The sequence below is a fragment of the Polaromonas sp. P1_H6 genome, from assembly GCF_056405195.1.
This window is the reverse complement of record NZ_JBFUCN010000012.1, coordinates 193340-219242: the sequence shown is the minus strand read 5'-3', so window position 1 is coordinate 219242 and position 25903 is coordinate 193340. Positions and strand designations below refer to the sequence as shown.

Here is a 25903-nt window from a genome sequence, read left to right as displayed (position 1 = left end):
CCCGCAGTCTGGGTCCCTACGCTTCGCTACGGGCAACCTGCGGTGCTCGACTACGGCGGGGTCTCGCGCAAACTCGCTTCGCTCAAACAAGCGCGATCCCTGATCCGCCTACGTCTGCGCTCCTCGGCCCAGCCAGGACGGGGCAATCGGGAACGGGAACAGAAGAAAAAAATACCAAAGAACAAACCAAGACAAACAAGGACACGCCGTGGCGTGTCCTTGTTTCTTCATGTATTTGGTATTCCTATCCCCACCCCTTGTGGATGCGCCGAGGAGCGCAGGGCCAGACGGATCAGGGATCGCGTTGTTTGAGCGAAGCGCAGCGTAGCGAGTTTAGCGAGACCCCGGCTGGACCGAGCACCGCAGGTTGCCCGAAGCGAAGCGTAGGGACGCAGCAACCAGGGTCGCCTTTTCTTTGCTTACTTTCTTTTGGCGAAGCAAAAGAAAGTGAGTTGCCGCCGGGCAACCCCGGCCAGCAGAAGCCAGAAGAGAACCCAACCGCTAAAACAAGCAAAGGCCCAGACACGCTCAGCCCGCGCGGGGAAGGAATCCCCGCATGAATCTCTCAGAGCCCTTCGTCCGCCGCCCAGTAGCAACAGTCCTATTAACCATCGGCCTGGCCCTCGCCGGCATAGGCGCCTTCTTCGTCCTACCGGTGTCGCCACTTCCGCAAGTCGACTTCCCGGTGATCTCGGTCAGTGCCTCGCTGCCGGGCGCCAGCCCTTCAACCATGGCCAGCAGCGTGGCCACGCCGCTGGAACGGCGCCTCGGGGTGATCGCGGGCGTCAATGAGATGACGTCCAACAGCGGCAGCGGCTCCACGCGCATCAGCCTGCAGTTCGACCTGAATCGCAAGATCGACTCGGCCGCGCGCGAGGTGCAGGCGGCCATCAATGCCTCACGGGCCGACCTGCCGGCGACCCTGCGCAGCAACCCGACCTACCGCAAGGCCAACCCGGCCTCGGCGCCCATCATCATCCTGGCGTTGACCTCCAAGACGCGTTCGCCGGGCCAGATTTACGACGAGGTCTCCAACCTCGTGCAGCAGAAAATCGCCCAGGTGCCGGGCGTGGGTGACGTCGAGCTGGGCGGCGGTTCGCTGCCTGCCGTGCGGGTGGAGCTCAATCCCTTCTCGCTGAACCGCTACGGTGTCAGTTCGGAAGACGTGCGCGCCGCGCTGCAGGCCTCCAACGCCAACCGGCCGCGCGGCGCCATCGAGGGTAACGGCCAGCGCTTCCAGATCTACACCGGCGCCAGCGGCGGGCGCCGCGCCGCCGACTACCAGGACTTGATCGTGGCCTGGCGCAACAACGCGTCGATACGCCTGCGCGACGTGGCCGATGTGCAGGACGGCGTGGAGAACATCAACACCCTGGGCCTGTTCAACGGCGAGCCGGCCGTGATCGTGCTGGTCACGCGCCAGCCGGCCGCCAACGTGATCGAAACCGTCGACGGCGTGCGCGACCTGCTGCCCGAGCTGCAGGCCCAGCTGCCGCAGGACGTGCGCCTGCAGGTCGCCTCGGACAGCACCAACTCGATACGCTCTTCGCTGCATGAGATCGAGATCACGCTGGTCATCTCTATCGTGCTGGTGGTGCTGGTCGTCAGCGCCTTTTTGCGCAGCGCGCGCGCCACCATCATCCCGGCGGTGGCCACGGTGGTGTCGCTGCTGGGCACCTTCGGCGTGATGTACCTGTTGGGCTTTTCGCTCAACAACCTGAGCCTGATGGCGCTCACGGTGGCCACCGGCTTTGTCGTCGACGACGCCATCGTCGTTCTGGAAAACACCAGCCGCCACATCGAGGCCGGCATGGACCGCTTCAAGGCCGCGCTGCTGGGCGCGCGCGAAGTGGGTTTTACCGTGCTGTCCATCAGCCTGTCGCTGGTGGCGGTGTTCATCCCGCTGCTCTTCATGGGCGGGCAGGTCGGCCGGTTGTTCCGCGAGTTCGCCGTCACGCTCTCGGCGGCGGTGCTGATCTCCTTGCTGATCTCGCTGACCACCACGCCCATGATGTGCGCCTGGCTGCTCAAGCCCGACGCGCACAGCAAGCCGCCCGGACGCATCGCGCGCTGGTTCGACGCGGCCTTCCAGCGCGTGCACCGCAGCTATGAAACCAGCCTGGACTGGGCGCTGCACAGCAAGCTGCTGGTGATGCTGATCCTCGCCGCTGTGGTGGGCCTGAACGTCTACCTGTACGTGAAGGCGCCGAAAGGCTTTTTCCCGCAGCAGGACACCGGCCAGATCAACGGCGGCCTGCGCGCCGACCGCAGCATTTCCTTCCAGGCGCTGCAAACCAAACTCAAGCAGCTGGTCGACATCATCCGCGCCGACCCGGCGGTGGACACCGTGGTCGGCTTTACCGGCGGCTCGCGCGCCGGCGGCGGTTTCATGTTCATCAACCTCAAGCCGGTCGGGCAGCGCAAGGAAGGCGGCCAGGCCGTGATCGCGCGCCTGCGGCCGCAGCTCGCCCAGGTCACGGGCGTGAGCCTCTTCCTCAACACCGTGCAAGACCTGCGCGGCGGCGGGCGCCAGACCAATTCGACTTACCAGTACACGCTCAAGAGCGACAACGCGGCCGACCTGAGCCGCTGGGCCACGCGTCTGGCCGAGCAGATGAAACGCCAGGAGGCGCTGACCGACGTGGACACCGACCAGCAGGAAAACGGCGTGGAAACCATGGTCACCGTCGACAAGGAAAGCGCCGCGCGCCTGGGCATCAGTTCGCGCGACGTGGACAACGCGCTCTACAACGGCTTCGGCCAGCGCCAGGTCGCCACGATTTACGCCGAGCTCAACCAGTACCACGTGATCATGGAAGTCGCGCCCCGCTACACACGCAGCCCCGAGTCGCTCAAGGACATTTATGTGCCGGCCAAGAATGCAGGCGGCGGCAGCACGAGCACCACCAGCACCACGACCACCGCCACGACCACCGCCACGGCCTCCACCACCCTCTCTTCGGCCACGGTCGGCACCACAAGTACATCAAGCACGTCGGCAACGGCCGCCACCAGCAGCGGAACCACGGGCAGCAGCACCCCCACCATCAGCGCCAACCCCGGCCTGCGCGACTCCTCGAGCGGCAATGTGCTGAGCACCGCGCCCACCACCATGGTGCCGCTGTCGGCCATCGCGCGCTTCAGCGAGAACCCGACGGCCGCCTCCATCAGCCATGAGGACGGCGAACTCTCGACCACCGTGTCTTACAACCTGGCCGATGGCTTCACCTTGAGCGACGGCGAAGCGGCGGTGCGCCAGTCCGAGGCCGACATTCGCCTGCCCACCAATGTGCGCGGCAGTTTTTCCGGCACGGCGCGCAGCGCCCAGGAATCGCAGGGCCAGCAACCGCTGCTGATTCTGGCGGCGCTGGTGGTGATCTACATCGTGCTGGGCATCCTGTATGAAAGCCTGATCCACCCGATCACCGTGCTCTCCACCCTGCCCTCGGCCGGTGTGGGTGCGGTGCTCGCATTGCTGATGTTCAAGCTCGACTTTTCCATCATCGCGCTGATAGGCGTCTTCCTGCTGATAGGCATCGTCAAGAAAAACGCCATCCTGATCATCGACTTCGCGCTCGAGGCCGAGCGCGCGCGCGGCCTCTCCGCCATCGAAGCCGTGCGCGAAGCCTGCCTGCTGCGCTTCCGCCCCATCCTCATGACCACGCTGGCCGCCATCCTGGGCGCGTTGCCGCTGGCCATAGGCTTCGGCGAAGGGGCAGAGTTGCGCCGGCCGCTGGGCATCGCCATCATCGGCGGGCTCATCGCCAGCCAGCTGCTGACGCTGCTGACCACGCCCGTGGTCTACGTGCTGATGGACAAGCTGCGCCGCCGCAGCCCCCTGGAGCGCCAGCTCAGCCGCCATCCCGGCGAGAACGACGCGGCACCGCCCAACGCACCGCTGCAAGCGTAATGATGGATCCGCACATGAACCACACTTTCCACACCCCCCGTTTTGAACCCCGGCTGCTTGCCGCCGCACTGCTGGCCCTGCTCGCCACAGGCTGCGCCGTAGGCCCAGACTACAAACTCCCCGCCACCGCCGAAGTCAGCAACTTCAAGGAAGCCGAAGGCTGGGTGCCCGCCGCGCCGGCCGATGCGTTGGAGCGCGGCCCATGGTGGAGCTTGTTCAAGGACCCGGTGCTCGACCAGCTGCAGGCCCGCGTCGACGTCTCCAACCAGAACGTCGCGCTGGCCGTGGCCGCCTATGCGCAGGCGCGCGCGCTGGTGCGTGAGCAGCGCGCGTCGCTGTTCCCCTCGGTCTCGCTGGACGGCGGCGCCACGCGCTCGCGCTCCAGCGGTAATGTGACGACAGGCACCACAGGCCGTGTCGGCAATAACTACCAGCTCAGCATAGGCGGCAGCTGGGAGCCCGACGTCTGGGGCCGGCTGGGCCGCGCGGTCGACAGCGCCACTGCCGGCGAACAGGCCAGCGCCGCCGACCTGGCTTCGGCCAAGCTGTCGGCCCAGGGCGAACTCGCCGCCAATTACTTCTCGCTGCGCCAGACCGATGCGCAAAAGGCGCTGCTTGAAAGCACACTCACCGGCTACCAGCGCGCGCTCGAGATCACGCAGAACCGCTACACCGCCGGCATCGCCGCCAAGACCGACGTGCTGCAGGCGCAAACCCAGCTCGCCAATGCCCAGGCCGACAACGCCGGCCTGCAGCGCACACGTGCCCAGCTCGAACACGCCATCGCCGTCCTGGTCGGCGAGGCGCCCGGTAATTTCACATTACCGCCCGCGACCTGGAACCCGCTGGTGCCCGAAGTGCCGGTTGGCGTGCCCTCCGCCCTGCTGCAGCGCCGGCCCGACATCGCCGCCGCCGAACGCCGCGTGGCCTCCGCGAATGAGCAGATCGGCATCGCCAAAAGCGCCTATTACCCCAGCCTGTCGCTGAACGCCTCGGCCGGCACCGGCGCCAGCCGTGTGGCCGATTTGTTCAAGGCCTCGAGTAGCGTCTGGTCTTTGGGCCTCTCAGCCGCGCAGCTGATTTTTGACGCCGGCGCCACCGGCGCCCGTGTGGACGGCGCGCGCGCCGCGCACGAACAAGCTGTGGCCCGCTACCGTCAGACCGTGCTGGTCGCCTTCCAGGACGTGGAAGACCAGCTCGCCGCCACCCGCGTGCTGCAAACCCAGCAAGAGCTGCGCCGCCAGGCCTCAGAGGCGGCCGACCAGGTCGAGCAGCAAGTCCTGAACCGCTACCGCAGCGGCCAGGTCGGGTACACCGAAGTCATCACCGCCCAGGCCACGGCCTTGAGCGCGCGCCGCGCCCTGGTGCAAGCCATGGCCGACCGCCAGACCACCGCCGTCGCGCTGATCCAGTCGCTGGGCGGCGGCTGGCAGGTGGCGAAATAACCAAGACAAAAGCAAAAAAGCCCGCCGGGCAATCAAGCGCGGCGGGCCGGCAAGGCTGCGCGAAGCGCGCGGCCTTGAACGGGTTTGAAGCGGCTTACTGCCAGTTGGCAGCCAGCACAGGCGCCAGCGCCGTTTGCTGCGCAGCCGTCAAAGTCGTCTGCCCCATAGCCGGCGGCGCGAAGGCGGCCATGGCCTGTACCAGGCTTTGCACTTGCGTTCCCCACAACAGCTTGCCATCGCCGGCCTTGATCTGCTCGACCTGATATGCATTGCCCAGGTACATGTTCTGCACCACGGCTTTGTCGGCCGTGCCGATGACACTGACTTCCAGGTCATTGAGGTCATCACCGACCCGGCGGAACCACAGCTGGCTGGAACTGATGTCGCCCTGGAACTGCAGCAGGTCGTTGTCGCCTAGCACGCTGTCGTTTTCGCGGATGGTGTCCACTCCATCGCCGCGCTGAAACTGGTAGGTGTCCGAACCCACGCCACCGGCCAGCGTATCGTTGCCCGCGCCGCCCGACAGCACGTTGGCATTGCCATCGCCCATGAGCGTGTCGTTCATCGCTGTACCCGTCAGGTTCTCGATGCCAAGCAGCGTGTCGGTCCAGGCCTTCGTGGTGGCGCTGGCGCTGGTTTCCGCCCCCGCCAGGTCAATGTGCGCCACGCTCTGGTTGGCCGCCAGGCTGGCGTAGGTCGTGGAGGCGTTGAACGCGGTGTTCGACACATAGACCCGCAGCATTTGGCTGTTATTCGGGCAGTTCGCGTCTCCCCACAGGCTGATCGAATCAATGGCCTGCGCGCTGTCAAGCGTGAGCTCGATGTACCCCTTTCCACCCATATAGCCCGTGTTGGCGTAGGCCACATTGCAAGCGTCGCCTTCCAGGCCGTTCCATTCCCCTCCCACGGCGGCATCGGTCAAGGCCACGGTGCTGTTGTACGGGTTGGTGGCTCCGTTGACGCCATCCACACCGATCGAGCTGAGCAGCCCGGCGGCCACATCCTTGCCCCCGGCGTACACCTTCATCCCGGTCAACCCCAGGTCGCCTCCACCATAGCTGTCCGTGTGATAGATGCGGATGTAGCACCCGGTCGCGCCTACGCCCACGGAGGTGCCGGCCATCCGCTCGTCGACCCTGCCCGTGGCCAGGCTGGCATTGATGCCGCCGGTTATGGGGCTGGCGATGTAGCTTGCGGTGTCGATACCGGCCCCGCCGTCCAGCGTGTCGTTGCCGGCACCGCCCACCAGGGTGTCGTTGCCGGCACTGCCCGACAGCACGTCGTTGCCCGCGCCGCCGTCCAGCACGTTGGCATTGCCATCGCCCGTGAGCGTGTCGTCCATCGCCGTGCCCGTCAGGTTCTCGATGCCAAGCAGCGCGTCGGTGTTGGCCGTCGTGGCGCTGATCCCCCCCGCCAGGTCGAAATGCGCCACGCCCGTGTTGTTCGCCAGTTGGTAATACGCCGTATCTGATGAAACGAACGCCGTGTTCGACACATAGACCCGCAGATTGCGGCTCTCGCCGGGCCCCTCCCCACGTGCCCACAATGCGATCGAATCGATGGCCTGCACACTGCCCAGGTCCAGTTCAATATAGCCCTTGCTACCGCTCACCCAGGCCAGGTTGCTCAAGTTGCCTGCTTGCCCGTTCCAGGCCGCGCCCACGGCACCATCGGTCAACGCCGACGTGCTGTTGGCAAACACATCAGGGCTGCCTGTATCGGCGCCGGCCAGGGACGCGCGACCGGCCGCCACGTCCACCCCGCCCGCAGACACCTTCAGCCCCGTCGCCGACAGGTAGGCGTTCGCGGGCACGTCGTCGTTGTGGTAAATCCGGATATATTGCCCGGTCGAGCCTATGGCCGCAAAGGTATCGGCCAGCTTCTTGTCGACCCTGCCCGTGGCCAGGTTGGCATTGATGCCGCCGGTCATGGGGTCGGCTTCGTAGCTCGCGGTGTCGATACCGGCACCGCCGTCCAGCGTATCGTTGCCGCCGGCGCCGTCCAGCACGTTGGCATTGGCATCGCCCGTGAGCCTGTCGTTCATTGCGGTGCCGACCAGGTTCTCGATGCCGAATAGCATGTCGGTCCAGGGCGTTGTGGCGGCGCTGACCTGCGTCAGCGCCAGGTCGAAGCGCGCCACGCCCGGGTTGGCCGCCAGTTGGGTACCGGCCCCGCCGCCCAGCGTGTCGTTGCCGGCACTGCCACACAGCACGTCGTTGCCCGCGTCGCCCGACAGGAAGTTGGCATTGGCATTGCCCGTGAGCCTGTCGTTCATCGCCGTGCCGACCAGGTTCTCGATGCCCACCAGGGTGTCGATGCCGGCCACCTCGTCGATGTTGAGCGGCACGGCGCTGATCTCCGCGCCCAGGTCAACGCGCGCCACGCCCGGGTCGGCCGCGAGGCTGGCATAGGTCGTGGAAGCGTTAAACGCGGTGTTCGACACATAGACCCGCAGGTTCTGGCTGTTACTGGCGCAGTTCGCGTCTCCCCACAGGCTGATCGCGTCAATGGCCTGCACGCTGTCAAGCGTGAGTTCGATATAGCCCTTTCCGCTCCCCCCCCAGCCCGCCGCGTTGACATAGGCCACATTGCATGCGTCGCCTTGCAGGCCGTTCCATCCTCCTCCCACCGCGGCATCGGTCAGGGCCACGGTGCTGTTGTACGGGTTGGTGGCGCCGTTGACGCCATCCACACCGATCGAGCTGCGCAGCCCGGCGGCCATGTCTTTGCCCCCGGCGTACACCTTCATCCCCGTCAACCCCAGGTCGCCTCCAGCATAGCTATCGGTGTGGTAGATGCGGATGTAGCGCCCCACCGTTCCTGCCATGTTGGCCTTGATGCCGGTGACCTTGATGGCCGTCCCCCGGCCCAGGTCGGCGTCGACGCTGCCGGCCATGCCGCTATAGTCCGCCGTGTCGATGCCGGCCCCGCCGTCCAGCAAATCGTTGCCGGTGCCGCCACACAGCAGGTCGTTGTCCGCTTCACCGTACACCAGGTCGTTGCCGCCATCTCCGCCTTTGAGCATGTCGTCGCCCGTGCCGCCCCAGAGGCGATCGTCTCCCGTGCCGCCATCGAGCAAGTCCTTGCCGGCCTGGCCCACCAGTGTGTCATTGTCCGCCTGGCCGTACAGCGCATCATCCCCGTCCCCGCCATCCAACCAATCGTTTCCCGCATCACCCAGCAGGCCGTCCGCCCCGCCGCCGCCAGACAGGTTGTTGTTACCGGCGTTGCCCCACAAGGCATCATGCACGTTCGTGCCCATCATGTTTTCAATACTCACCAGCGTGTCGCGAAAGCTGGAGGGGCCGCCAGCCACAAGGTACTTGTCCACATAGCCGGTGAACAGGTTGGCGATGATGCCCCCGGCCAAGCCGCTGGTGCTGTAGTCTGCGGTGTCCATGCCGCTCCCTCCGTCCAGCAGGTCGTTGCCGGCCGAGCCGTAAAATATATCGTTGCCCCCCAGGCCATACAGACGGTTGTTTGCACCATTGCCCGTGAAAATATCATTTTGGGAAGTACCCACCACGTTCTCAATACTTATCAGCTTGACGGAGTAGACGCGAAAGATGCCCGCAGCGGTACCAACACCGACATATTCCGAGGACAGCCAACCGGTGGCCAAATTGGCGCTGATGAAGAGGGGCGTTAAGCTATACAAGTGTCCGTTGTCTATAGCGGAGAGGGTGAAATTACCGGTGTCGCAATAAATAGTGTCGCTACCCGCCCCGCCATCCACGGTATCGTTACCGGGGCTCCTGGAAAACTCATTGTCCCCAGCGTCGCCCGTGAGGTAGTCGTCGCCGGAAGTACCGTTAATCATGGATTCTCCTAAATTGGATTGAGACCAAAGCCCGGGAGTGACACCCGGCCTTGATGCGTGGAAAAAGAAACAGGAAAAAAAGGCAAAACGGCTTCTCTAAAAAAACCGTGTACGAAGCCTAAACAGCCCATGCTGCCAAAACCGCAGCATTGCCCGCAGGCGGACAATGTCCGTACGTCTTTGGTATGCGGTGTTCGCATAAGCCGATAAGCGCCATGCAAGAGAGCCTGGCCTGCTTACAGGCGAGGGATGCAGGCCCTGCTACCGCAGACGCGCCTGGGCACCTGAATACTTAATGCTTGCTGGCTGATCGCCAAGTCACCGCAAAAAACCATCGGCAACCAGAGGCCGCCCCGTCAGGCCTCGCCCGGTTGCCCGCGCCCATGCAGCGCCGCCAGAAAAAACCGCGCCGCTTCGCTGAGCGGCCTGTCCTTGCGCGTGATGCTGCCGAAGGCTTCCATCTTGTGGCGGATAAAACAGGGCAGGATGACGAGCAGGCCGTGGCGTGCATAGGTGTCGGCAATCGACTGCGGCATGACGCCGACCATGTCGGTCTCGGCGATCAGGTTGGTGGTGGTGAGGATGGAGGCGGTTTCGATGAGCCCCTTGGGTGACGGCGCCTGCAGCATGCGGAACTCTTGTTCGAGCACTTCGCGCATGGGGCTGCCGTGGGGTTGCAATATCCAGCCATAGCCCAGCAGGTCGGCGAACTTGACGGTCTTCTTTTTCGCGAGCGGGTGCCGCACGCCGACGACCAGCGCGAGCGCCTCGTTCTCGAGCGGGGTGAAGGCGTAGTCGGCGCGGTGCTCGTCGCGTATGCGGCCTATGGCGACGTCGAGCACGCCTTCGCGCAGCAGCTCGAACAGCCGGTCGCTGGTGTCCATGGTGATGTCAACCGAGAGCAGCGGGTAGGCCTTCTTGAGCGCGATGATGGCCTGCGTGAGCAGGTTGGGTGACGGCGCCATGATGCTGCCGACCGAGACGCGGCCCGAGCCGCCCTGTTCCAGCTCGGCGAGTTCGCGCGTCATGGATTCGACCGAGCCGCGCATGCCGCGGAAATAACGCAGCACGCTGGCGCCGGCGGGCGTGAGTTTTTGCCCGCGGCCCACGCGCTCGAACAGGCGCTGGCCCAGCGCGGATTCGAGTTCCTGGATCATCTTGGTGGCGGCCGGCTGCGTCATGCCGAGTTCGGCCGAGGCCTTGCGCAAGGTGCCGTGTTCGCCGACGGCAAGGATGAGCGCGACCTGGCGCATGCGCAGGCGGTTGAGCAACTGGGGAATGGAAGATGTGCGGGGCGCGTGAGATGTAGGGGATGCGGTGGGCATGGCGGGAGCCTCCATTCGGCAGTAAATTCAGCCTTGATTTCAATTGATCACTCTAGGTTATCAAATAATCAGGGATTTTCAATTTACGTTAAGTGTTGGTGTCCCTACCATCTGGGCATTGGTTCAAGTTTTTCCGCGCTGTTTTCAGCGCTTTTCCCCATAACAATGACCCGGAGACAAAGACAATGCCCTCGCTGAAACCCCTTGCTTCGCTGAAATTCCTCCCCGCCCTGCTGGCGGCAGCCTGCGCGTTTGGCGCCGCCTCCCCTGCCTTCGCGCAGGACTGGCCCAGCAAACCCGTACGCATCCTCGTCGGTTCCGCCCCCGGCGGCGGCACCGACGCCATGGCGCGCGCCGTGGCCGACCGTCTGGGCCCGCTGCTCAAGCAGCCCGTGGTGGTCGAAAACCGCCCCGGCGCCTCCAACACCCTGGCCGCCGACCTGACGGCCAAGGCCACCGACGGCCATACCCTGCTGATGGGCGTCTCGACCGCGCATGCGATCGCGCCGCATCTGCTCAAGCTGGGCTACGACAACAACAAGGACCTGGTGCCCGTGGTCTTCGTCGGCGCGGTGCCCAATGTGCTGGTGGTCAACAACGCGCTGCCGGTCGATTCGGTGCAGTCGCTGATCAAGCTGGCCAAAAGCAAACCGGGCCAGCTCAACTACGCGACCAGCGGCTCGGGCAGCACCCAGCACATCGCGGCCGAGCTGTTCAAAGACCAGGCCGGCGTCTTCATCACCCACATCCCTTACCGCGGCAGCGGCCCGGCGCTGATAGACCTGGTCGGCGGCCAGGTGCAGCTGAGCTTTGACACCATGCCCTCCGTCATCGGCCAGATCAAGAACGGCCGCATCAAGCCCCTGGCCGTGGCCAGCGCCAAACGCAACCCGCAGCTGCCCAATGTGCCGACCATGGCCGAGGCCGGCCTCAAGGGCGTGGAGATGAGCGCCTGGTACGGCATTTACATGCCGGCGTCCACGCCCAAGGCGGTGCAGGAGCGGGTCTATACCGAAGTGACCAAGGTCCTGGCCATGCCCGAAACACAGACCCGCCTGGGCGCCATAGGTGCCGACCTGACGCCGATGACGCAGGCCCAGTTCGCGCAGTTCCACGCCGATGAGAACAAGCGCTATGGTGACCTGATCGCCAAGAAAAACATCAAACTCGACTGAACCAGGAATCCCGGATTGGACAACGCCATGCGCAACACACAAATGCCGCCCGCCTCCCTGCCCGTGGTCGCCCTCACGCTGGGTGACGCGGCCGGCATAGGCCCCGAACTGATCGCCAGGCTGCTGGCCCAGCCCGGCATCACGGACGGCGCCAACATCGTGCTGGTGGGCGATGCCTGGCTCTGGCAGCAGGGCCAGCTCACTGCCGGGCAGACCGTGGCGACACAAGGCGTCACCAGCCTGGACCAGGTACGCGGCCGCGCCGACACCCGCCTGCCGGCTTTCCTCGCAACCCACACCATCCAGTCCGTCCAGGTGCAGCGCGGCCAGGCACAGGCGGCTTGCGGCGCGGCGGTGCTGCAGGTGCTCAACCTCTGCATGGACGGCGCCAAACGCGGCGAGGTCGATGCGATCTGCTTCGCCCCGCTGAACAAGCAGGCCATGAAGCTGGGCGGCTTGAAGCACGAGGACGAGCTGCACCACTTCGCCGAATACCTGGGCGTGACGGGCTACTTCTGCGAGTTCAACACCCTGGGCGACTTGTGGACCTCGCGCGTCTCGTCCCATATTCCACTCAAGGACGCTGCGGCCATGCTGAGCCAACAGCGCATCGTCGACGCGGCGCGGCTGATCTACGCCTCGCTGCAGGCCAGCGGCAACGCCAGCCCCAAGGTGGCGGTGGCGGCCTTCAACCCGCACGGCGGCGACGGCGGCGTCTGCGGGCGTGAGGAGATCGACATCATCGAACCGGCCGTGGCCGAGCTGCGCGCCAGCGGTGTACCGGTGGACGGCCCCTTCCCCGCCGACACCATCTTCCTGAAAGCACGCGACGGCCTCTACCAGGCCATCGTCACCATGTACCACGACCAGGGCCAGATCGCGATCAAGCTCATGGGCTTTAGCAAGGGCGTGACGGTGCAGGGCGGCCTGCCGGTGCCCATCACCACGCCGGCCCATGGCACGGCTTATGACATCAGCGGCAAGGGTGTGGCCGATGTGAACGCCACGCTCAATGCTTTCCGCATTGCCCAGCGAATGGGTGCGGCGCGGCTGAAGCCGGCTGCCTGAAGCTCTTCTTTCTTCTTTTCTTTTTCCTTCTTCTTTTCTTCATCGACAGGGAACCATCATGAAAATCAAATCAGTGCGCGCACGCGTGTTCGAATGGAAGGGCAAGACCGTTCCACCCCAGGGCAATTTCTGCTCCAACGCCATGGACCTGGTCTACTCCAATACCGAATCCATGAGCACCTTCCGTTTCCACTCGTGGACGGTGGTGGAGATCGAAACCGACGACGGCATCGTCGGCCTGGGCAACGTCGCGCTGGCGCCGCACATCGCCAAAGCCATCATCGACCAGTACCTCACGCCGCTGCTGCTGGGCCAGGACCCCTGGGACTATGAATACCTGTGGCAGCGCATGTACCGCGGCACCCATGCCTGGGGCCGCAAGGGCGTGGCCATGGCCGCGATTTCGGCGGTGGACATCGCCATCTGGGACATCCTGGGCAAGTCGGTCAACAAACCGGTGTTCAAGCTGCTGGGCGGCCGCACCAAGGAAAAAATCCCCTGCTACTACTCCAAGCTCTACCGCACCGACATCAAGGCCATGCAGGACGAGGCGCAAACCTATCTGGACCAGGGCTTCACCATGTTCAAGTCGCGCTTCGGCTACGGCCCGGCGCACGGCACCAAGGGCGTGGCGGAGAACCTCAAAGCCGTCGAAGCGCTGCGCGAAGTGATCGGCTACGACAACGACCTGATGCTCGAGTGCTATATGGGCTGGAACCTCGAGTACGCCAAGCGCATGCTGCCCAAGCTCGAGAAATTCCAGCCGCGCTGGGTCGAAGAGCCGGTCATCGCCGACGACATCGACGGTTATGCCGAGCTGAACCAGCTCACCAGCATCCCGATCTCGGGCGGCGAACATGAGTTCAGCCTCTACGGCTTCAAGCAGCTGCTCGACAAAAAAGCCGTGTCCGTCGTGCAGTACGACACGAATCGCGTCGGCGGCATCACGGCCGCGCACAAGATCAACGCGCTGTGCGAGGCCTACAGCGTGCCGGTGGTGCCGCACGCAGGGCAGATGCACAACTACCACCTGACCATGAGCACGCTGGCCTCGCCCATGAGCGAATACTTCCCGATGTTCGACGTGGAAGTCGGCAACGAGCTGTTCTATTACATCTTCGACGGCGAGCCCGTGGCCGAGAACGGCTTCCTGCAGCTCGACGACAACAAGCCCGGCCTGGGCCTGACGATGAAGACCGAGTTCCTCAAAGACTTCAACATCGTCGAATGAGCAGCATGCAAGCAAGGTATACCGGCGTATTTCCCGTCGTCCCGACCACCTTCACCGACGCGGGCGAGCTGGACCTCGAGAGCCAGAAGCGCTGTGTCGATTTCATGATTGATGCCGGCTCGACGGGCCTGTGCATACTCGCGAACTTTTCCGAGCAGTTCGTGCTGTCGGACGAGGAGCGCGAGGTCCTCACCGCCGCCATCCTGAAACACGTGGCGGGCCGCGTGCCGGTGATCGTGACCACCACCCACTTCGGCACCCGCATCTGCGCCGAGCGCAGCCGCCGCGCGCAGGACCTGGGCGCGGCCATGGTGATGGTGATGCCGCCGTATCACGGCGCCACCATCCGTGTGACGGAAGAAAAGATCTATGAGTTCTTCGCCACGCTGTCGGACTCGATCGACATTCCTATCATGATCCAGGACGCGCCCGTCAGCGGCACGCCGCTGCCGGCGACTTTCCTCGCCCGCATGGCCAAGGAGATACGCAACGTCGCCTACTTCAAGATCGAGACGCCGGGCGCGGCCTCCAAGCTGCGCGAGCTGATACGCCTGGGCGGCGACGCGATCGAAGGCCCCTGGGACGGCGAGGAGGCCATCACCCTGTTGCCCGACCTGGAAGCCGGCGCGACCGGCGCAATGACGGGCGGCGGCTACCCCGACGGCATACGCCGCATCATGGACGCCTGGGCGGCCGGTAATCGCGGGGAGGCCACTGCCGAGTACGCGCGCTGGCTGCCGCTGATCAATTACGAGAACCGCCAAGGCGGCATCCTCACGGCCAAAGCGCTCATGAAGGAAGGCGGCGTGATTGCCTGCGAAGCGCCGCGCCACCCCTTCCCGGCCATGCACCCCGAGGTGCGCAAGGGCTTGCTGGCCACCGCGCGCCGGCTGGACCCGCTGGTGCTACGCTGGGGCAAGTAGTCGCTCCGGCCGGCTTGATCATTTATCCCCTGTTTCCTTCCAGACCCCCCTCTCTCCAGGACTTCCATGCCCCTCCGGGAAACACTCTTGCTGGTGCAAAAATGCGCCCATACCTTCAGTTTTTACGACCTTGCCACCGGCCTCGCCGAAAAACACATCGTGCTGCCGAATTTTCCGCATGAATTCACGGTGGACGCGGCGCGTGGTCTGGCCTATGTCGGCCACTACGGCATAGAAACCGCCAGCCACCTGGGTGACATGGGCGGACATTCGGTGTTCGTCATCGACCTCGCGCAGCAAAAGCATGTGGCCACGCTGAACCTCTGGCCCTACTACCGGCCGCACGGCCTGACGCTGGACGCCCAGGGCCGGCTGTTCGTGATGTCGGAGGCGCACAACGTGCTGCTGCGGTTTTCGGACCCGGCCAAGGTGCATGTGCCGGACCTGGCCGTGCCCTCGGGCGGCTACAAAACCCACTTGTTCGCACTGACGAAAGACGCGCAGACGGCTTATGCGCTGAACCTGCTGTCCAACACTGTGACCAAGATCAGGCCCAACGACCCGACCTTCGCGCCTGTGGCCATGGTGCCCGGCCCCGTGCCCGAAGGTAACGTACTGTCGGCCGACGAGTCGCTGCTTTATGTGGCCAACCGCGGCGACGACAGCATCGTGGCCGTGGACACGGCCAGCATGACAATCGTCGCCTCGGGCAAGACGCGGCGCGACCCCAACCGCGTCTACCGTTTCAAGGGTGCACAAGGCCAGGACCTGCTGCTCACCACCAACTCGGGCGAACATTCGCTCTCGGTTTTCGGCACCGACCTGCAGGAGCAGCGCTGCTTCGCCCTGCCCAGCAACCCGCTGGCCCTGTCCTTCCACCCGGTGGACCGCGCGGTCTACATCTCCTTCCAGGACGACACGGTGCGCCGCCTGGACCTCGACAGCTTTGAATTCGGCCAGCAGGTCAAAACCCTGCGTGAACCCGATTCGTCTTACGTCTGGCGGCATTGAGGCCATGATGCCGGCGATGCCCATCGTCGATGCCCACCACCACCTGTGGGACCTGTCGCGCGGCCACTACCCCTGGCTGCAGGAGGCCTATGACCCCGAGGCTTTTTTCCTGGGCGACTACCGCGCGCTCTGCCGCGACTTCCTCGCGGCCGACTACCGCGCCACCGCCGGGCACTGCGAAGTCGTCGCCACGGTGCACGTGGAGGCCGAGCGCAGCCGCGACGAACAGCTGGCCGAAACCGCCTGGCTGCATGAGGTGCATGCGGCGCACGGCTTCCCGAACGCCGTGGTCGCCCATGCCTGGTTTGACCGGCCGGACAGCGAGGAACACCTGCTGGCGCAGTCGCGCTTCCCGCTGGTGCGCGGCATACGCAGCAAGCCGGTGACCTCGGCGTCGCCGGCGCACAGCGTGAAAGGCCAGGCCGGCACCATGCAGGACGAGGCCTGGCTGCGCGGCTTCTCGCTGCTTGAAAAACACGGCCTGCGCTGGGACCTGCGCGTGCCGGCCTGGCACCTGCCCGAGGCGGCCGAAGTGGCGGCCCTGTTTCCCAAGGTGCCCATCGTCCTCAACCACCACGGTTTTGCCTGGGACCGCAGCGAAGAAGGCCTCAAACGCTGGCGCGGCTGGATGGAAACGCTGGCCCGACAGGAGAACGTGCACGTCAAGCTCTCGGAGTTCGGCCTGCGCGACCGGCCCTGGGATCTCCAGGAGAACGCGCGAATTGTGTATGAAACGATTGCAATTTTTGGATGGCAGCGCTGCATGTTCGCCAGCAACTTTCCGGTGGCCGGCCTGCGTATCAGTTACCCGGACCTGGTTGGCAGTGTGGCCGGTATGCTGACCCACCTGCCGGGTCACCAGCAACATGCGATGATGTGCGCCAACGCCCTGCGTTTTTATGCGATTGATGTGACGCCGCCCTTGTGAGACCGCTTTTGTGAAACGGCCTGCGCGCCCACCTCGTCCTTTCGTCATTCATGAATCAAGTTCAACTCCTGGAAGCACACCCATGACCACAAAACACGACAACCTCATCAACGGCCAATGGCTGGCAGGCAACGGCTACAGCCCCAACCTGAACCCCAGCAAGCTGAGCGACGTGATCGGCGAGTACACGCAGGCCGATGCGGCCGGCCTGGACGCCGCCGTGCAGGCCGCGCAGGCGGCTTTCCCCGCCTGGTCGACCTCGGGCATCCAGGCCCGCTCGGATGCGCTGGACAAAATCGGCACCGAAATCCTCGCGCGCCGTGAAGAGCTGGGCACCCTGCTCTCGCGCGAAGAAGGCAAGACCAAACCCGAAGGCATAGGCGAAGCCACCCGCGCCGGCCATATTTTCAAGTTCTTCGCGGGTGAATGCCTGCGCCTGTCGGGCGAAACCATTCCTTCCGTGCGACCCGGCATAGGCGTGGAGATCACACGCGAGCCCGTCGGCGTGGTCGGCCTGATCACACCCTGGAACTTCCCGATCGCGATCCCGGCCTGGAAGGTCGCGCCCGCGCTGGCCTTCGGCAACTGCGTGGTCCTGAAGCCCGCCGACCTGGTGCCTGGCAGCGCCTGGGCGCTGGCCGAAATCATCTCGCGCTCCGGCATCCCGGCCGGCGTGTTCAACCTGGTCATGGGCCCGGGCCGCGTGATCGGCGATGCGCTGGTCAACCACCCCGGCATCAACGCCATCAGCTTCACCGGTTCGGTCGGTGTGGGCAGCCGCATCGCCGAGGCTTGCGCGAAGAACCTCAAGAAGGTGCAGCTCGAAATGGGCGGCAAGAACCCGCAAGTCATCCTCGATGACGCCGACCTCACGCAAGCGGTTGAACTGAGTGCGCAAAGCGCCTTTTATTCGACCGGCCAGCGCTGCACGGCATCGAGCCGCCTGATCGTCACCGAGGGCATCTACCCGGCCTTCGTCAAAGCCCTGCAGGAACGCATGGCCCGCATCAAGGTCGGTGACGCCCTCACGGCCGGCACCGACGTGGGCCCGGTGTCCTCGCAGGCGCAGCTCGAGCAGGACTTGAGCTACATCGAAATCGGCAAGGCCGAGGGCGCGACCCTGGCCTTCGGCGGTGCGCGCATCCCCTGCCACACCGGCAGCGGCGCAGAAGGCTATTACATGCAGCCGGCCCTCTTCAGCGAAAGCACCGCCGGCATGCGCATCAACCGCGAAGAAATCTTCGGCCCGGTCGCCAGCATCATCCGCGTGAAAGACTACGAAGCCGCCCTGGCGACAGCCAACGACACGCCTTTCGGCCTGTCAGCCGGCATCGCCACCACCAGCCTCAAGTACGCCACCCACTTCAAGCGCCACAGCCAGGCCGGCATGGTCATGGTCAACCTGCCGACGGCAGGCGTTGACTACCACGTGCCCTTCGGCGGCCGCAAAGGCTCGAGCTACGGCCCGCGCGAGCAGGGCAAGTACGCGCAGGAGTTTTTCACGACGGTGAAGACGGCGTATACGCTGGCTTGAGGGTGGCGCTGGTGATGCAAACGACACAGCTGCCCAAAGTGCTGCTGGCACTGACGGCAGCCTACTTCCTCACCAGCCTCGGCCACTTCAGCCACAACGCCGAGTTCATCTGCGAATACCCGAATCTCCCGGCCTGGCTCACGCGCGTGCAGGTCTACGCCGTGTGGGCGGCCATCACCTCGGTGGGCGCTATGGGTTTGCTGCTCATGCGCAAAAAATACATGGCTACGGGCTTGCTGCTGCTGGCCGTTTACGCGGCACTGGGGTTTGACGGCCTGGGGCACTATGCGGTGGCGCCTCTGGAACTGCATCCCCTGATGGCCAATGTCACGGTTCTTTCGGAAGTCGCGGCTGCCGCGCTTTTGCTGCCGGTGGCGCTGTGGCTGCTGGCATCGCATGTGCTGCGACGAGAAGCTGGAGATCCCCGGTATCGAACCACCTGACGCCGGACTAACCGACATGCCGGCGTGTCGGCGTTGGGCGACGGGTTGGTGCATCTTTTTTCCGCATAAATGCGATCGTGAGCATGTAGATGCCTGACCAAAAACTGGCCAGACCGAACAAAATACACGTGGATATTGCGAAGAAGGCATACGTTCCATGTCCTGCAATGGGTATGCTGCCTCCGCTACGGCTCAAACGGGGTACCTGGCCTATGGAATAGAGGTCATAGGTATAAAAAACGAAACAAAAGCCAATGCTGGTGGCTATCAAAAACGCAAAAAATGCAATCAATCTGGGGCCAAATGGTTTGCCTCGAATCGGGTGAGTGCAGAGAAGCGCAATAAACGCAGCAAATGCAAGCCAGCCAAAAAAACTTGTGTACATAGATTGAAGGTTTGAGGTGATCGACCAGCTGCGATGTGATCGACCCTGGATGACCCGATCACATTGTCTGAATGTACAGGTATAACGAAACCATACGGCGTGCGGTAAGCTCCGCGCATGAATCACCCATTGCGCTGCCAATGCGGCACCTTACGAGGCCACGTCAGCCATACCGAATCCGTATGCCGCGGCGTCTGCTACTGCAAGGACTGCCAGGCCTATGCGCACTTCCTGGGTAAGGCCGATGAGATCCTCGACGAGATGGGTGGATCGGACGTTGTCGCCACGCTTCCGCAGCATGTCACTTTCACGCAGGGCCTGGAGAAACTCAGCTGCATGTCTCTCAGCGACAAAGGCATGCTGCGCTGGTATGCGAGTTGCTGCAACACGCCGATTGGCAACACTGGGCGCGACTACAAAGTCTCGCATGTCGGCCTGCTGCATAACTGCCTGCAAGATCCATCGACCCGCCTGGACAGCGCCTTCGGCCCGGTGCGCATGCGGGTCGGCATGAAGAGCGCCAAAGGCAGCCCCAAAGCCATGGCGGCCAGCACCACCGTGTCCATTCTTCGATTTATGGCCAGGCTGATACGCGCAAGGCTGGATGGCAGCTACAAAAACACGGCCTTCTTTGATCCGGAGACGGGAACGCCGCGTGTCTCGCCCAAGGTGCTTACGCCGGATGAGCGGGCCCGTTTGATGGAGGCCGTTTAGGCCTCTGTCCTTGGGCCCACGGCCTGCTCGACCAGCGCCAGCAGCTCAGGCAGGCAGCGTGTGGCGAGGTCAAATCGCGCCAGCATGGCCTGGCGCGCCGCATGTCCCAGGTGCGCATGGGCGGCCGGGTCGGCAAGGACGCCGACGACGGTGTCCGCCAGCGCCCGCGCGTCAAAAAAATCGAACAGCAGGCCGTTGACGCCGTGCGTCATGACTTCCTCGACGGGCGCGGTGCGGCTGGCAACCACCACACAGCCCGCGCTCATGGCCTCCAGGCAGCTCCATGAGAGGACAAAAGGATAGGTCAGGTACACATGGCAGCGTGACACCTGCAGCAGCTCGAGATAGCGCGCGTAAGGCAGTGTCCCGACAAAATGAACGCGGTCCGCCGGCAGCTGGTCGCCGACTTCCCTGAACAGGGCCTCGCGCCAGGTGCCGCCGCCCGCTGGTTTGCTGCCGTAACTCACGTCGTCCCCTCCGACCAGCACGCAATGCGCGTGGGGCCGGGCTTTCAGGATGGCCGGCAGAGCCCGCATGAAGATATGAAACCCCCGGTAAGGTTCGAGGTTGCGGTTGATGAAGGTCAGGACTTCGTCGCCGGGCTTGAACTGCAGGCCTTTGTCCGCCAGCGAAAACCGGGCCTGTGCATCGGGCCCGGCCCGGTCTGTGGCGATGCCGTCGTGGACGACCCGCACCTTGCCGCGGTATTCCTCAGGTACCTGGCGGCGCTGCCACTCGGTAGGCGCATAGGCCGTATCCGCGGCGCCAAGCGCATGCATCAGGGCCGTATTCTTCAGGCGCAATGCGGACCGCCCCGCCATGCTTTCACTATGGAACTCCGGGTCAAAACCATAGTCGGCCCCATGGGGAGAGTAGTAGAACTCGGAAAAAATCATGAGCCGGGCATCCGGCCAGACGTCCTTGCAGAAAAGGGCTTCGCCCCAGCCGGGATGCGCGATGATGAGTTCAGGGCTGAAGCCCTGGCCGGCCAATTGCTGCATGGCTTGTGCGCATGATGTGCCGCGCGACAGCTTGCGCTCGAAATCACGGCCCATGGCCACCTGGCTGGCGGCTTTCAGGCTTTCGGGTTGGTAGCGCACGACTTCGACGCCGTCAACCGGCCGGGGGGTGATCCCAAGGGCAAGGACCTGGTGCCCCTGCGCGGCCAGGGCCCTGGCCACGTGGACGAACTGCCCGGGAAAGTTCTGGTGGATAAACAGGTAACGCCGCCGCGGCGGCCCAGGTGGTTCGGACGGCCTTTGGCCGGCATCAAGGAGAGCGGGAGTCCTGGGCTTCATGGCGTGAATGGCGCTGAATGGCTTTCAACGGGCCCGGCCTTCGATGTGGCGGATGCGAACGTACGGCGGGCGGCGTGAACTCAGGCTATCAGCGCCACCCAGGAAGCCGCCCGCAAACTGTCTTGCCATAGACAATCTCTGCAGGATTTTTGCGGATACCTCATCCGGGGCAAGCCGTCGATAACGCATGCCCTGTCAATCGACAGATGTGATGGAGGCAAAAAGGAAAGCACCTCCGCGATGGCCTGAATGCCACGCGAAGAGGTGTTAACGGCACCGCCTTTGGCCAATCGGCTTGGCGCCGGGCCGCGTACAGGCGTTAGCTGCGCACCGTATCCGCCACCCGCTCGGCGCAGCTTTTCGCCTGGGCCGCGTCACGTGCCTCGACCATCACGCGCAGCAGCGGCTCGGTGCCGCTGGCGCGTATCAGCACGCGGCCGGTGTCGCCGAGTTCGGCTTCCACCGTCCTGGTCATCTCGGCCAATGGCTTGCTGCTTTGCCAATCCTGGCCGGGCTTGAGGCGCACGTTGATGAGGGTCTGCGGGAACAGCACGACCTCGCCAAGCAGCTGGGCAATGGTTTTGCCGCTGCGCACGCAGGCCTGCAGCACCTGCAGCGCGCTGATCAGGCCGTCGCCGGTCGTGTGTTTGTCGAGCGCGAGCAAATGGCCGGAGCCTTCACCGCCCAGCAGCCAGCCGCGCTTGTCGAGTTCTTCGAGCACATAACGGTCGCCGACCTTGGCGCGCACGAACTCGACGCCCTTCTTTTTGAGCGCGACTTCCACGGCCATATTGGTCATCAGGGTACCGACGGTGCCGGGGACTTTCTCGCCGCGCGCCAGGCGCTCGTTGACCATCAGGAATAGCACTTCGTCGCCGTTGAAGAGGCGGCCGTCGGCGTCCACCATCTGCAGGCGGTCGGCGTCGCCGTCGAGCGCGATGCCGTAGTGGGCCTTGTTGGCCTTGACGGCCTTGATCAGCGCGTCGGGGTGCGTGGCGCCGACTTCGTGGTTGATGTTGAGGCCGTCTGGTGCGCAACCGATGGCGATGACCTCGGCGCCCAGTTCATGGAAGACCATGGGCGCGATCTGGTACGCCGCGCCATGGGCGCCGTCGACCACGATCTTCAGGCCCTTGAGCGTGAGGTCGTTGGCAAAGGTGCTTTTGCAGAATTCGATGTAGCGGCCGGCCGCGTCGTCGAGGCGGCGCGCCTTGCCCAGGGTGGCCGAGTCGGCCCAGACGGGGTCTTCGTCCAGCGCGGCTTCCACGGCGAGCTCCCAGGCGTCGTCGAGCTTGGTGCCCTGGGCGCTGAAGAACTTGATGCCGTTGTCGGGGTAGGCGTTGTGGCTGGCGCTGATGACCACGCCCAGGCTGGCACGCTGGGCGCGCGTGAGGTAGGCCACGCCGGGTGTGGGCAGCGGCCCGAGCAGCACCACGTCGACGCCGGCGGAGTTGAAGCCCGACTCGAGCGCGCTTTCGAGCATGTAGCCGGAGATGCGGGTGTCCTTGCCGATCAGCACCGTGGGTCGGGTCTCGGTGCGGCGCAGCACGCGGCCCACGGCGTGCGCCAGGCGCAGCACGAAGTCGGGTGTGATGGGCGGCTGGCCCACCGTGCCGCGTATGCCGTCGGTGCCGAAGTATTTTCTGGTCATTGGTTTTGTCCCTGTGGAGCTTGTTGTTCTGGATGTTGTTCTGAAAAATGTGGGGCTATTTTAGGGTGCCCCGCCCTGCCCTGGTGTCAGCCAAAGCCTGAAGACTCAGCTTGCAGCCGTCCAGACCTTCAATGCCTGAACCGTCTCTTTCACGTCATGCACGCGCACGATGCGCGCGCCGCGATCCACGGCCAGCAGGGCCGCCGCGACGCTGGGCACCATGCGGTCGGCCACGTTGAGCTGGGCCACTGCCGCCAGCGAGGTGCTGGTGACGGCGGCGAGCGAGGACTTGCGCGACCAGGCGGCCAGCAATGGGTAGCCTGCCGCGAGGAACTCCTGCTGGCGCGCCAGCAGGGAGAAGTTCTGCGCGACGGTTTTGCCGAAGCCTATGCCCACGTCGAGCACGATGCGGGACTTGTCGACACCGGCGGCCCGCAGGCCGGCCGCGGCGGCTTCCAGGAAGTCGCGCACCTGCGGCACCACGTCGCCCTCCATGGGGGCGACCTGCATGGTTTGCGGCTCGCGGTGCATGTGCATCAGGCAGACGCCGCAGCTCGGGTGCCCGGCCACGACTTCGGCCGCACCGGGCTTGCGCAGGGCCCAGATGTCGTTGATGACATCAGCGCCCAGGTCCAGCACGGCCTGCATGACCTCGGGTTTGTAGGTGTCGATGGAGAGCGGCACGCCCAGCCTGGCCGCATGGCGCACCACGGGCAGCACGCGCGCGAGTTCTTCTTCCAGCGGCACGGGCGGCGCGCCGGGGCGGGTGGATTCACCACCGATGTCCAGCAGGTCGGCGCCGTCCTTGAGGAGCTTGTCGCAATGGGCGAAGACGCTGGCAAAACCGCTGCCCTCGCTGAAATACTTTCCGCCGTCCGAAAACGAGTCGGGCGTGACGTTGACGATGCCCATGACGCGGGGCTTCGAAAGATCAATCTGAAAGCGGGAGGTTTGCCAGATCATGGTTTGTCCTCGGAAATAAAAAACCGGGGACTGGCCCCGGTTATGGCGACTGACTGGCAGTCACGTTTTGTTCATCACCGGCCTCAAGCCACCGTAGGCGCCGGGTCGGTGCTGACGGCCGGCGTGCCGCCCGTGGGGCCGCCACCGCCGCCGACGGAGGAGTTGCGCGGCGTCCAGTCCTTGGGCGGGCGCGGCTCCTTGCCGGCCATGATGTCGTCGAGCTGGTCCATGTCGATGGTTTCCCATTCGAGCAGGGCCTTGGCCATGGCGTGCATCTTGTCCTGGTTCTCTTCGATCAGCTTGCGCGCCAGGGCGTATTGCTGGTCGATGATGCGGCGCACCTCGCCGTCGACCTTTTGCAGGGTCGACTCGCTCATGTTGTTGGTCTTGGTGACCGAGCGGCCCAGGAAGACTTCGCCTTCGTTTTCGGCGTAGACCATGGGGCCCAGGGCCTCGGTCATGCCGTAGCGCGTGACCATGTCGCGGGCCAGGCCGGTGGCGCGTTCGAAGTCGTTGCTGGCGCCGGTCGTCATCTGGTTCATGAAGACTTCTTCGGCGATGCGGCCGCCGAACAGCATGCTGATCTGGCTCAGCATAAATTCACGGTCGTAGCTGTAGCGGTCTTGCGCGGGCAGGCTCATGGTCACGCCCAGCGCGCGGCCGCGCGGGATGATGGTGACCTTGTGGACCGGGTCGCACTTGGGCAGCAGCTTGCCGATCAGCGCGTGGCCGGACTCATGGTAGGCCGTGTTGCGGCGCTCTTCCTCGGGCATAACCATGCTCTTGCGCTCGGGGCCCATGAGGATCTTGTCCTTGGCTTTTTCGAAGTCCTGCATCTCGACGGTGCGGGCGTTGCGGCGCGCGGCCATCAGGGCGGCTTCATTGCAGAGGTTGGCGAGGTCGGCGCCGGACATGCCGGGCGTGCCGCGCGCGATCACGCTCGGATTCACGTCCTGGCCCAGCGGCACCTTGCGCATGTGCACGTTGAGGATCTGCTCGCGGCCGCGGATGTCGGGCAGCGTCACGTAGACCTGGCGGTCGAAGCGGCCGGGGCGCAGCAGGGCGGCGTCCAGGATGTCGGGGCGGTTGGTGGCGGCCACCACGATCACGCCGACGTTGGTTTCAAAGCCGTCCATCTCGACCAGCATCTGGTTCAGGGTCTGCTCGCGTTCGTCGTTGCCGCCGCCCAGGCCGGCGCCGCGCTGGCGGCCGACCGCGTCGATTTCATCGATGAAGATGATGCAGGGGGCGTTTTTCTTGGCGTTCTCGAACATGTCGCGCACGCGGGCAGCGCCCACGCCGACGAACATTTCGACGAAGTCGGAGCCGGAGATCGAGAAGAAAGGCACTTTGGCCTCGCCGGCGATGCCCTTGGCGAGCAGGGTCTTGCCGGTGCCCGGGGGGCCGACCAGCAGCAGGCCGCGCGGAATGCGGCCGCCCAGTTTCTGGAATTTCTGCGGATCCTTGAGGAAGTCGACGACTTCCTTGACTTCTTCCTTGGCCTCGTCGCAGCCCGCGACGTCGGCGAAGGTGACCGGGTTGGTGGACTCGTCCAGCATGCGCGCCTTGGACTTGCCGAAGCTGAAGGCGCCGCCTTTGCCGCCGCCCTGCATCTGCCGCATGAAGTAGATCCACACGCCTATCAGCAGCAGCATGGGGCCCCAGCTGATCAGCAGCGAGGTGAGCAATGAGGTTTCTTCGCGGGGCTTGACGTCGAACTTGACGTCGTTGGCGATCAGGTCGCCGACCAGGCCGCGGTCCAGGTAGGTGGCGGTGGTGCGGACCTTGCGGTCGTCGACGGTGGTGGCCGAGATTTCGGTGCCGCCCTGGCCTTCGGCGATGGTGGCCTGCTTGATGCGCTTGCCGCGCACCTCTTCCAGGAACTCGGAGTAACCCAGGTAGTTGGAACCGGCGCCGCCGCGTGTATCAAATTGCTTGAATACGGTGAACAGCACCATGGCGATCACCAGCCAGATTGCAATTTTGGAAAACCACTGATTGTTCAAGGACTACTCCGGTGTAAGAACAAAAGTCACATGCGCCTGATTTTAGGCGTTTCAAGGGCAAAAACCGCGTATT

Annotated in this window: 17 protein-coding genes; 11 read left to right on the top strand and 6 right to left on the bottom strand. The window is 64.6% G+C overall.

All coding sequences use genetic code 11. The features are described from left to right. Positions 1–556 precede the first annotated feature (556 nt). Entirely contained in the window at positions 557–3910 is a 3354-nt protein-coding gene (locus tag AC1D1F_RS13465) for an efflux RND transporter permease subunit (protein WP_477676780.1), read from the top strand. 14 nt (positions 3911–3924) lie between these two features. Continuing rightward, positions 3925–5355, top strand: a complete 1431-nt coding sequence (locus AC1D1F_RS13460) for an efflux transporter outer membrane subunit (protein WP_477676781.1) — start codon at positions 3925–3927, stop codon at positions 5353–5355. A gap of 94 nt (positions 5356–5449) precedes the next feature. Here AC1D1F_RS13460 and AC1D1F_RS13455 read toward each other — a convergent pair whose 3' ends face one another. Together AC1D1F_RS13455 and AC1D1F_RS13450 are read right to left on the bottom strand one after the other, a co-directional pair. Continuing rightward, the gene (locus AC1D1F_RS13455; protein ID WP_477696414.1) at positions 5450–9175 is read right to left on the bottom strand and encodes a beta strand repeat-containing protein; all 3726 of its coding nucleotides are present in this window, start codon (positions 9173–9175) and stop codon (positions 5450–5452) included. Positions 9176–9531: 356 nt separating this feature from the next. Continuing rightward, on the bottom strand, positions 9532–10500 hold the full coding sequence (locus AC1D1F_RS13450; protein WP_477676783.1) for a LysR family transcriptional regulator: 969 nt from the start codon (positions 10498–10500) through the stop codon (positions 9532–9534). Between the two features lie 185 nt (positions 10501–10685). Between AC1D1F_RS13450 and AC1D1F_RS13445 the strand changes: the two genes are divergently transcribed. The 9 genes from AC1D1F_RS13445 (at position 10686) to AC1D1F_RS13405 (ending at position 19912) form a co-directional block, all read left to right on the top strand. Then, positions 10686–11675: a Bug family tripartite tricarboxylate transporter substrate binding protein gene (locus AC1D1F_RS13445; RefSeq protein ID WP_477676784.1), complete on the top strand. Its 990-nt coding sequence runs from the start codon at positions 10686–10688 to the stop codon at positions 11673–11675. Between the two features lie 42 nt (positions 11676–11717). Continuing rightward, positions 11718–12743, top strand: coding sequence for a 4-hydroxythreonine-4-phosphate dehydrogenase PdxA (locus AC1D1F_RS13440; protein ID WP_477676790.1), 1026 nt, complete (start codon positions 11718–11720; stop codon positions 12741–12743). Positions 12744–12801: 58 nt separating this feature from the next. Continuing rightward, on the top strand, positions 12802–13974 hold the full coding sequence (locus AC1D1F_RS13435; protein ID WP_436154973.1) for an L-rhamnonate dehydratase: 1173 nt from the start codon (positions 12802–12804) through the stop codon (positions 13972–13974). 5 nt (positions 13975–13979) lie between these two features. Then, the gene (locus AC1D1F_RS13430) at positions 13980–14897 is read left to right on the top strand and encodes a dihydrodipicolinate synthase family protein (RefSeq protein ID WP_477676791.1); all 918 of its coding nucleotides are present in this window, start codon (positions 13980–13982) and stop codon (positions 14895–14897) included. Positions 14898–14963: 66 nt separating this feature from the next. Further along, complete coding sequence (locus AC1D1F_RS13425) at positions 14964–15908, top strand: YncE family protein (protein WP_477676786.1); 945 nt, start codon at positions 14964–14966, stop codon at positions 15906–15908. Between the two features lie 4 nt (positions 15909–15912). After that, on the top strand, positions 15913–16836 hold the full coding sequence (locus AC1D1F_RS13420; RefSeq protein WP_477696438.1) for an amidohydrolase family protein: 924 nt from the start codon (positions 15913–15915) through the stop codon (positions 16834–16836). A gap of 82 nt (positions 16837–16918) precedes the next feature. Continuing rightward, entirely contained in the window at positions 16919–18370 is a 1452-nt protein-coding gene (locus AC1D1F_RS13415) for an aldehyde dehydrogenase family protein (RefSeq protein ID WP_477676787.1), read from the top strand. Positions 18371–18384: 14 nt separating this feature from the next. Continuing rightward, positions 18385–18813, top strand: coding sequence for a hypothetical protein (locus AC1D1F_RS13410; RefSeq protein WP_477676788.1), 429 nt, complete (start codon positions 18385–18387; stop codon positions 18811–18813). 502 nt (positions 18814–19315) lie between these two features. Beyond that, positions 19316–19912, top strand: coding sequence for a DUF6151 family protein (locus AC1D1F_RS13405; protein WP_477696415.1), 597 nt, complete (start codon positions 19316–19318; stop codon positions 19910–19912). Here AC1D1F_RS13405 and AC1D1F_RS13400 read toward each other — a convergent pair. From AC1D1F_RS13400 to ftsH, 4 genes are all read right to left on the bottom strand, one after another. Beyond that, positions 19909–21210 carry a glycosyltransferase gene (locus AC1D1F_RS13400; RefSeq protein ID WP_477676818.1) on the bottom strand — a complete coding sequence of 434 codons (1302 nt, stop codon included), beginning with the start codon at positions 21208–21210 and terminating at the stop codon, positions 19909–19911. The genes AC1D1F_RS13405 and AC1D1F_RS13400 overlap by 4 nt on opposite strands. A gap of 319 nt (positions 21211–21529) precedes the next feature. Next, positions 21530–22861 carry a phosphoglucosamine mutase gene (gene glmM / locus AC1D1F_RS13395; RefSeq protein WP_477676817.1) on the bottom strand — a complete coding sequence of 444 codons (1332 nt, stop codon included), beginning with the start codon at positions 22859–22861 and terminating at the stop codon, positions 21530–21532. A 105-nt stretch (positions 22862–22966) separates the two neighbouring features. Further along, complete coding sequence (gene folP, locus AC1D1F_RS13390) at positions 22967–23824, bottom strand: dihydropteroate synthase (protein WP_477696416.1); 858 nt, start codon at positions 23822–23824, stop codon at positions 22967–22969. An 83-nt stretch (positions 23825–23907) separates the two neighbouring features. After that, positions 23908–25830 (bottom strand): ATP-dependent zinc metalloprotease FtsH, encoded by a 1923-nt coding sequence (gene ftsH, locus AC1D1F_RS13385; protein WP_477696417.1) that lies wholly within the window; start codon positions 25828–25830, stop codon positions 23908–23910. Positions 25831–25903: the final 73 nt, after the last annotated feature.

Bases quoted from the DNA above. Each gene is read 5' to 3' on its own strand.
- folP (WP_477696416.1), bottom strand. From the start codon at position 23,824: ATGATCTGGCAAACCTCCCGCTTTCAGATTGATCTTTCGAAGCCCCGC.
- AC1D1F_RS13450 (WP_477676783.1), bottom strand. From the start codon at position 10,500: ATGCCCACCGCATCCCCTACATCTCACGCGCCCCGCACATCTTCCATT.
- AC1D1F_RS13465 (WP_477676780.1), top strand. From the start codon at position 557: ATGAATCTCTCAGAGCCCTTCGTCCGCCGCCCAGTAGCAACAGTCCTA.
- AC1D1F_RS13460 (WP_477676781.1), top strand. From the start codon at position 3,925: ATGAACCACACTTTCCACACCCCCCGTTTTGAACCCCGGCTGCTTGCC.
- AC1D1F_RS13445 (WP_477676784.1), top strand. From the start codon at position 10,686: ATGCCCTCGCTGAAACCCCTTGCTTCGCTGAAATTCCTCCCCGCCCTG.
- AC1D1F_RS13400 (WP_477676818.1), bottom strand. From the start codon at position 21,210: ATGAAGCCCAGGACTCCCGCTCTCCTTGATGCCGGCCAAAGGCCGTCC.
- AC1D1F_RS13430 (WP_477676791.1), top strand. From the start codon at position 13,980: ATGCAAGCAAGGTATACCGGCGTATTTCCCGTCGTCCCGACCACCTTC.
- AC1D1F_RS13455 (WP_477696414.1), bottom strand. From the start codon at position 9,175: ATGATTAACGGTACTTCCGGCGACGACTACCTCACGGGCGACGCTGGG.
- AC1D1F_RS13440 (WP_477676790.1), top strand. From the start codon at position 11,718: ATGCCGCCCGCCTCCCTGCCCGTGGTCGCCCTCACGCTGGGTGACGCG.
- AC1D1F_RS13425 (WP_477676786.1), top strand. From the start codon at position 14,964: ATGCCCCTCCGGGAAACACTCTTGCTGGTGCAAAAATGCGCCCATACC.
- AC1D1F_RS13420 (WP_477696438.1), top strand. From the start codon at position 15,913: ATGATGCCGGCGATGCCCATCGTCGATGCCCACCACCACCTGTGGGAC.
- AC1D1F_RS13435 (WP_436154973.1), top strand. From the start codon at position 12,802: ATGAAAATCAAATCAGTGCGCGCACGCGTGTTCGAATGGAAGGGCAAG.
- glmM (WP_477676817.1), bottom strand. From the start codon at position 22,861: ATGACCAGAAAATACTTCGGCACCGACGGCATACGCGGCACGGTGGGC.
- AC1D1F_RS13405 (WP_477696415.1), top strand. From the start codon at position 19,316: ATGAATCACCCATTGCGCTGCCAATGCGGCACCTTACGAGGCCACGTC.
- AC1D1F_RS13410 (WP_477676788.1), top strand. From the start codon at position 18,385: ATGCAAACGACACAGCTGCCCAAAGTGCTGCTGGCACTGACGGCAGCC.
- AC1D1F_RS13415 (WP_477676787.1), top strand. From the start codon at position 16,919: ATGACCACAAAACACGACAACCTCATCAACGGCCAATGGCTGGCAGGC.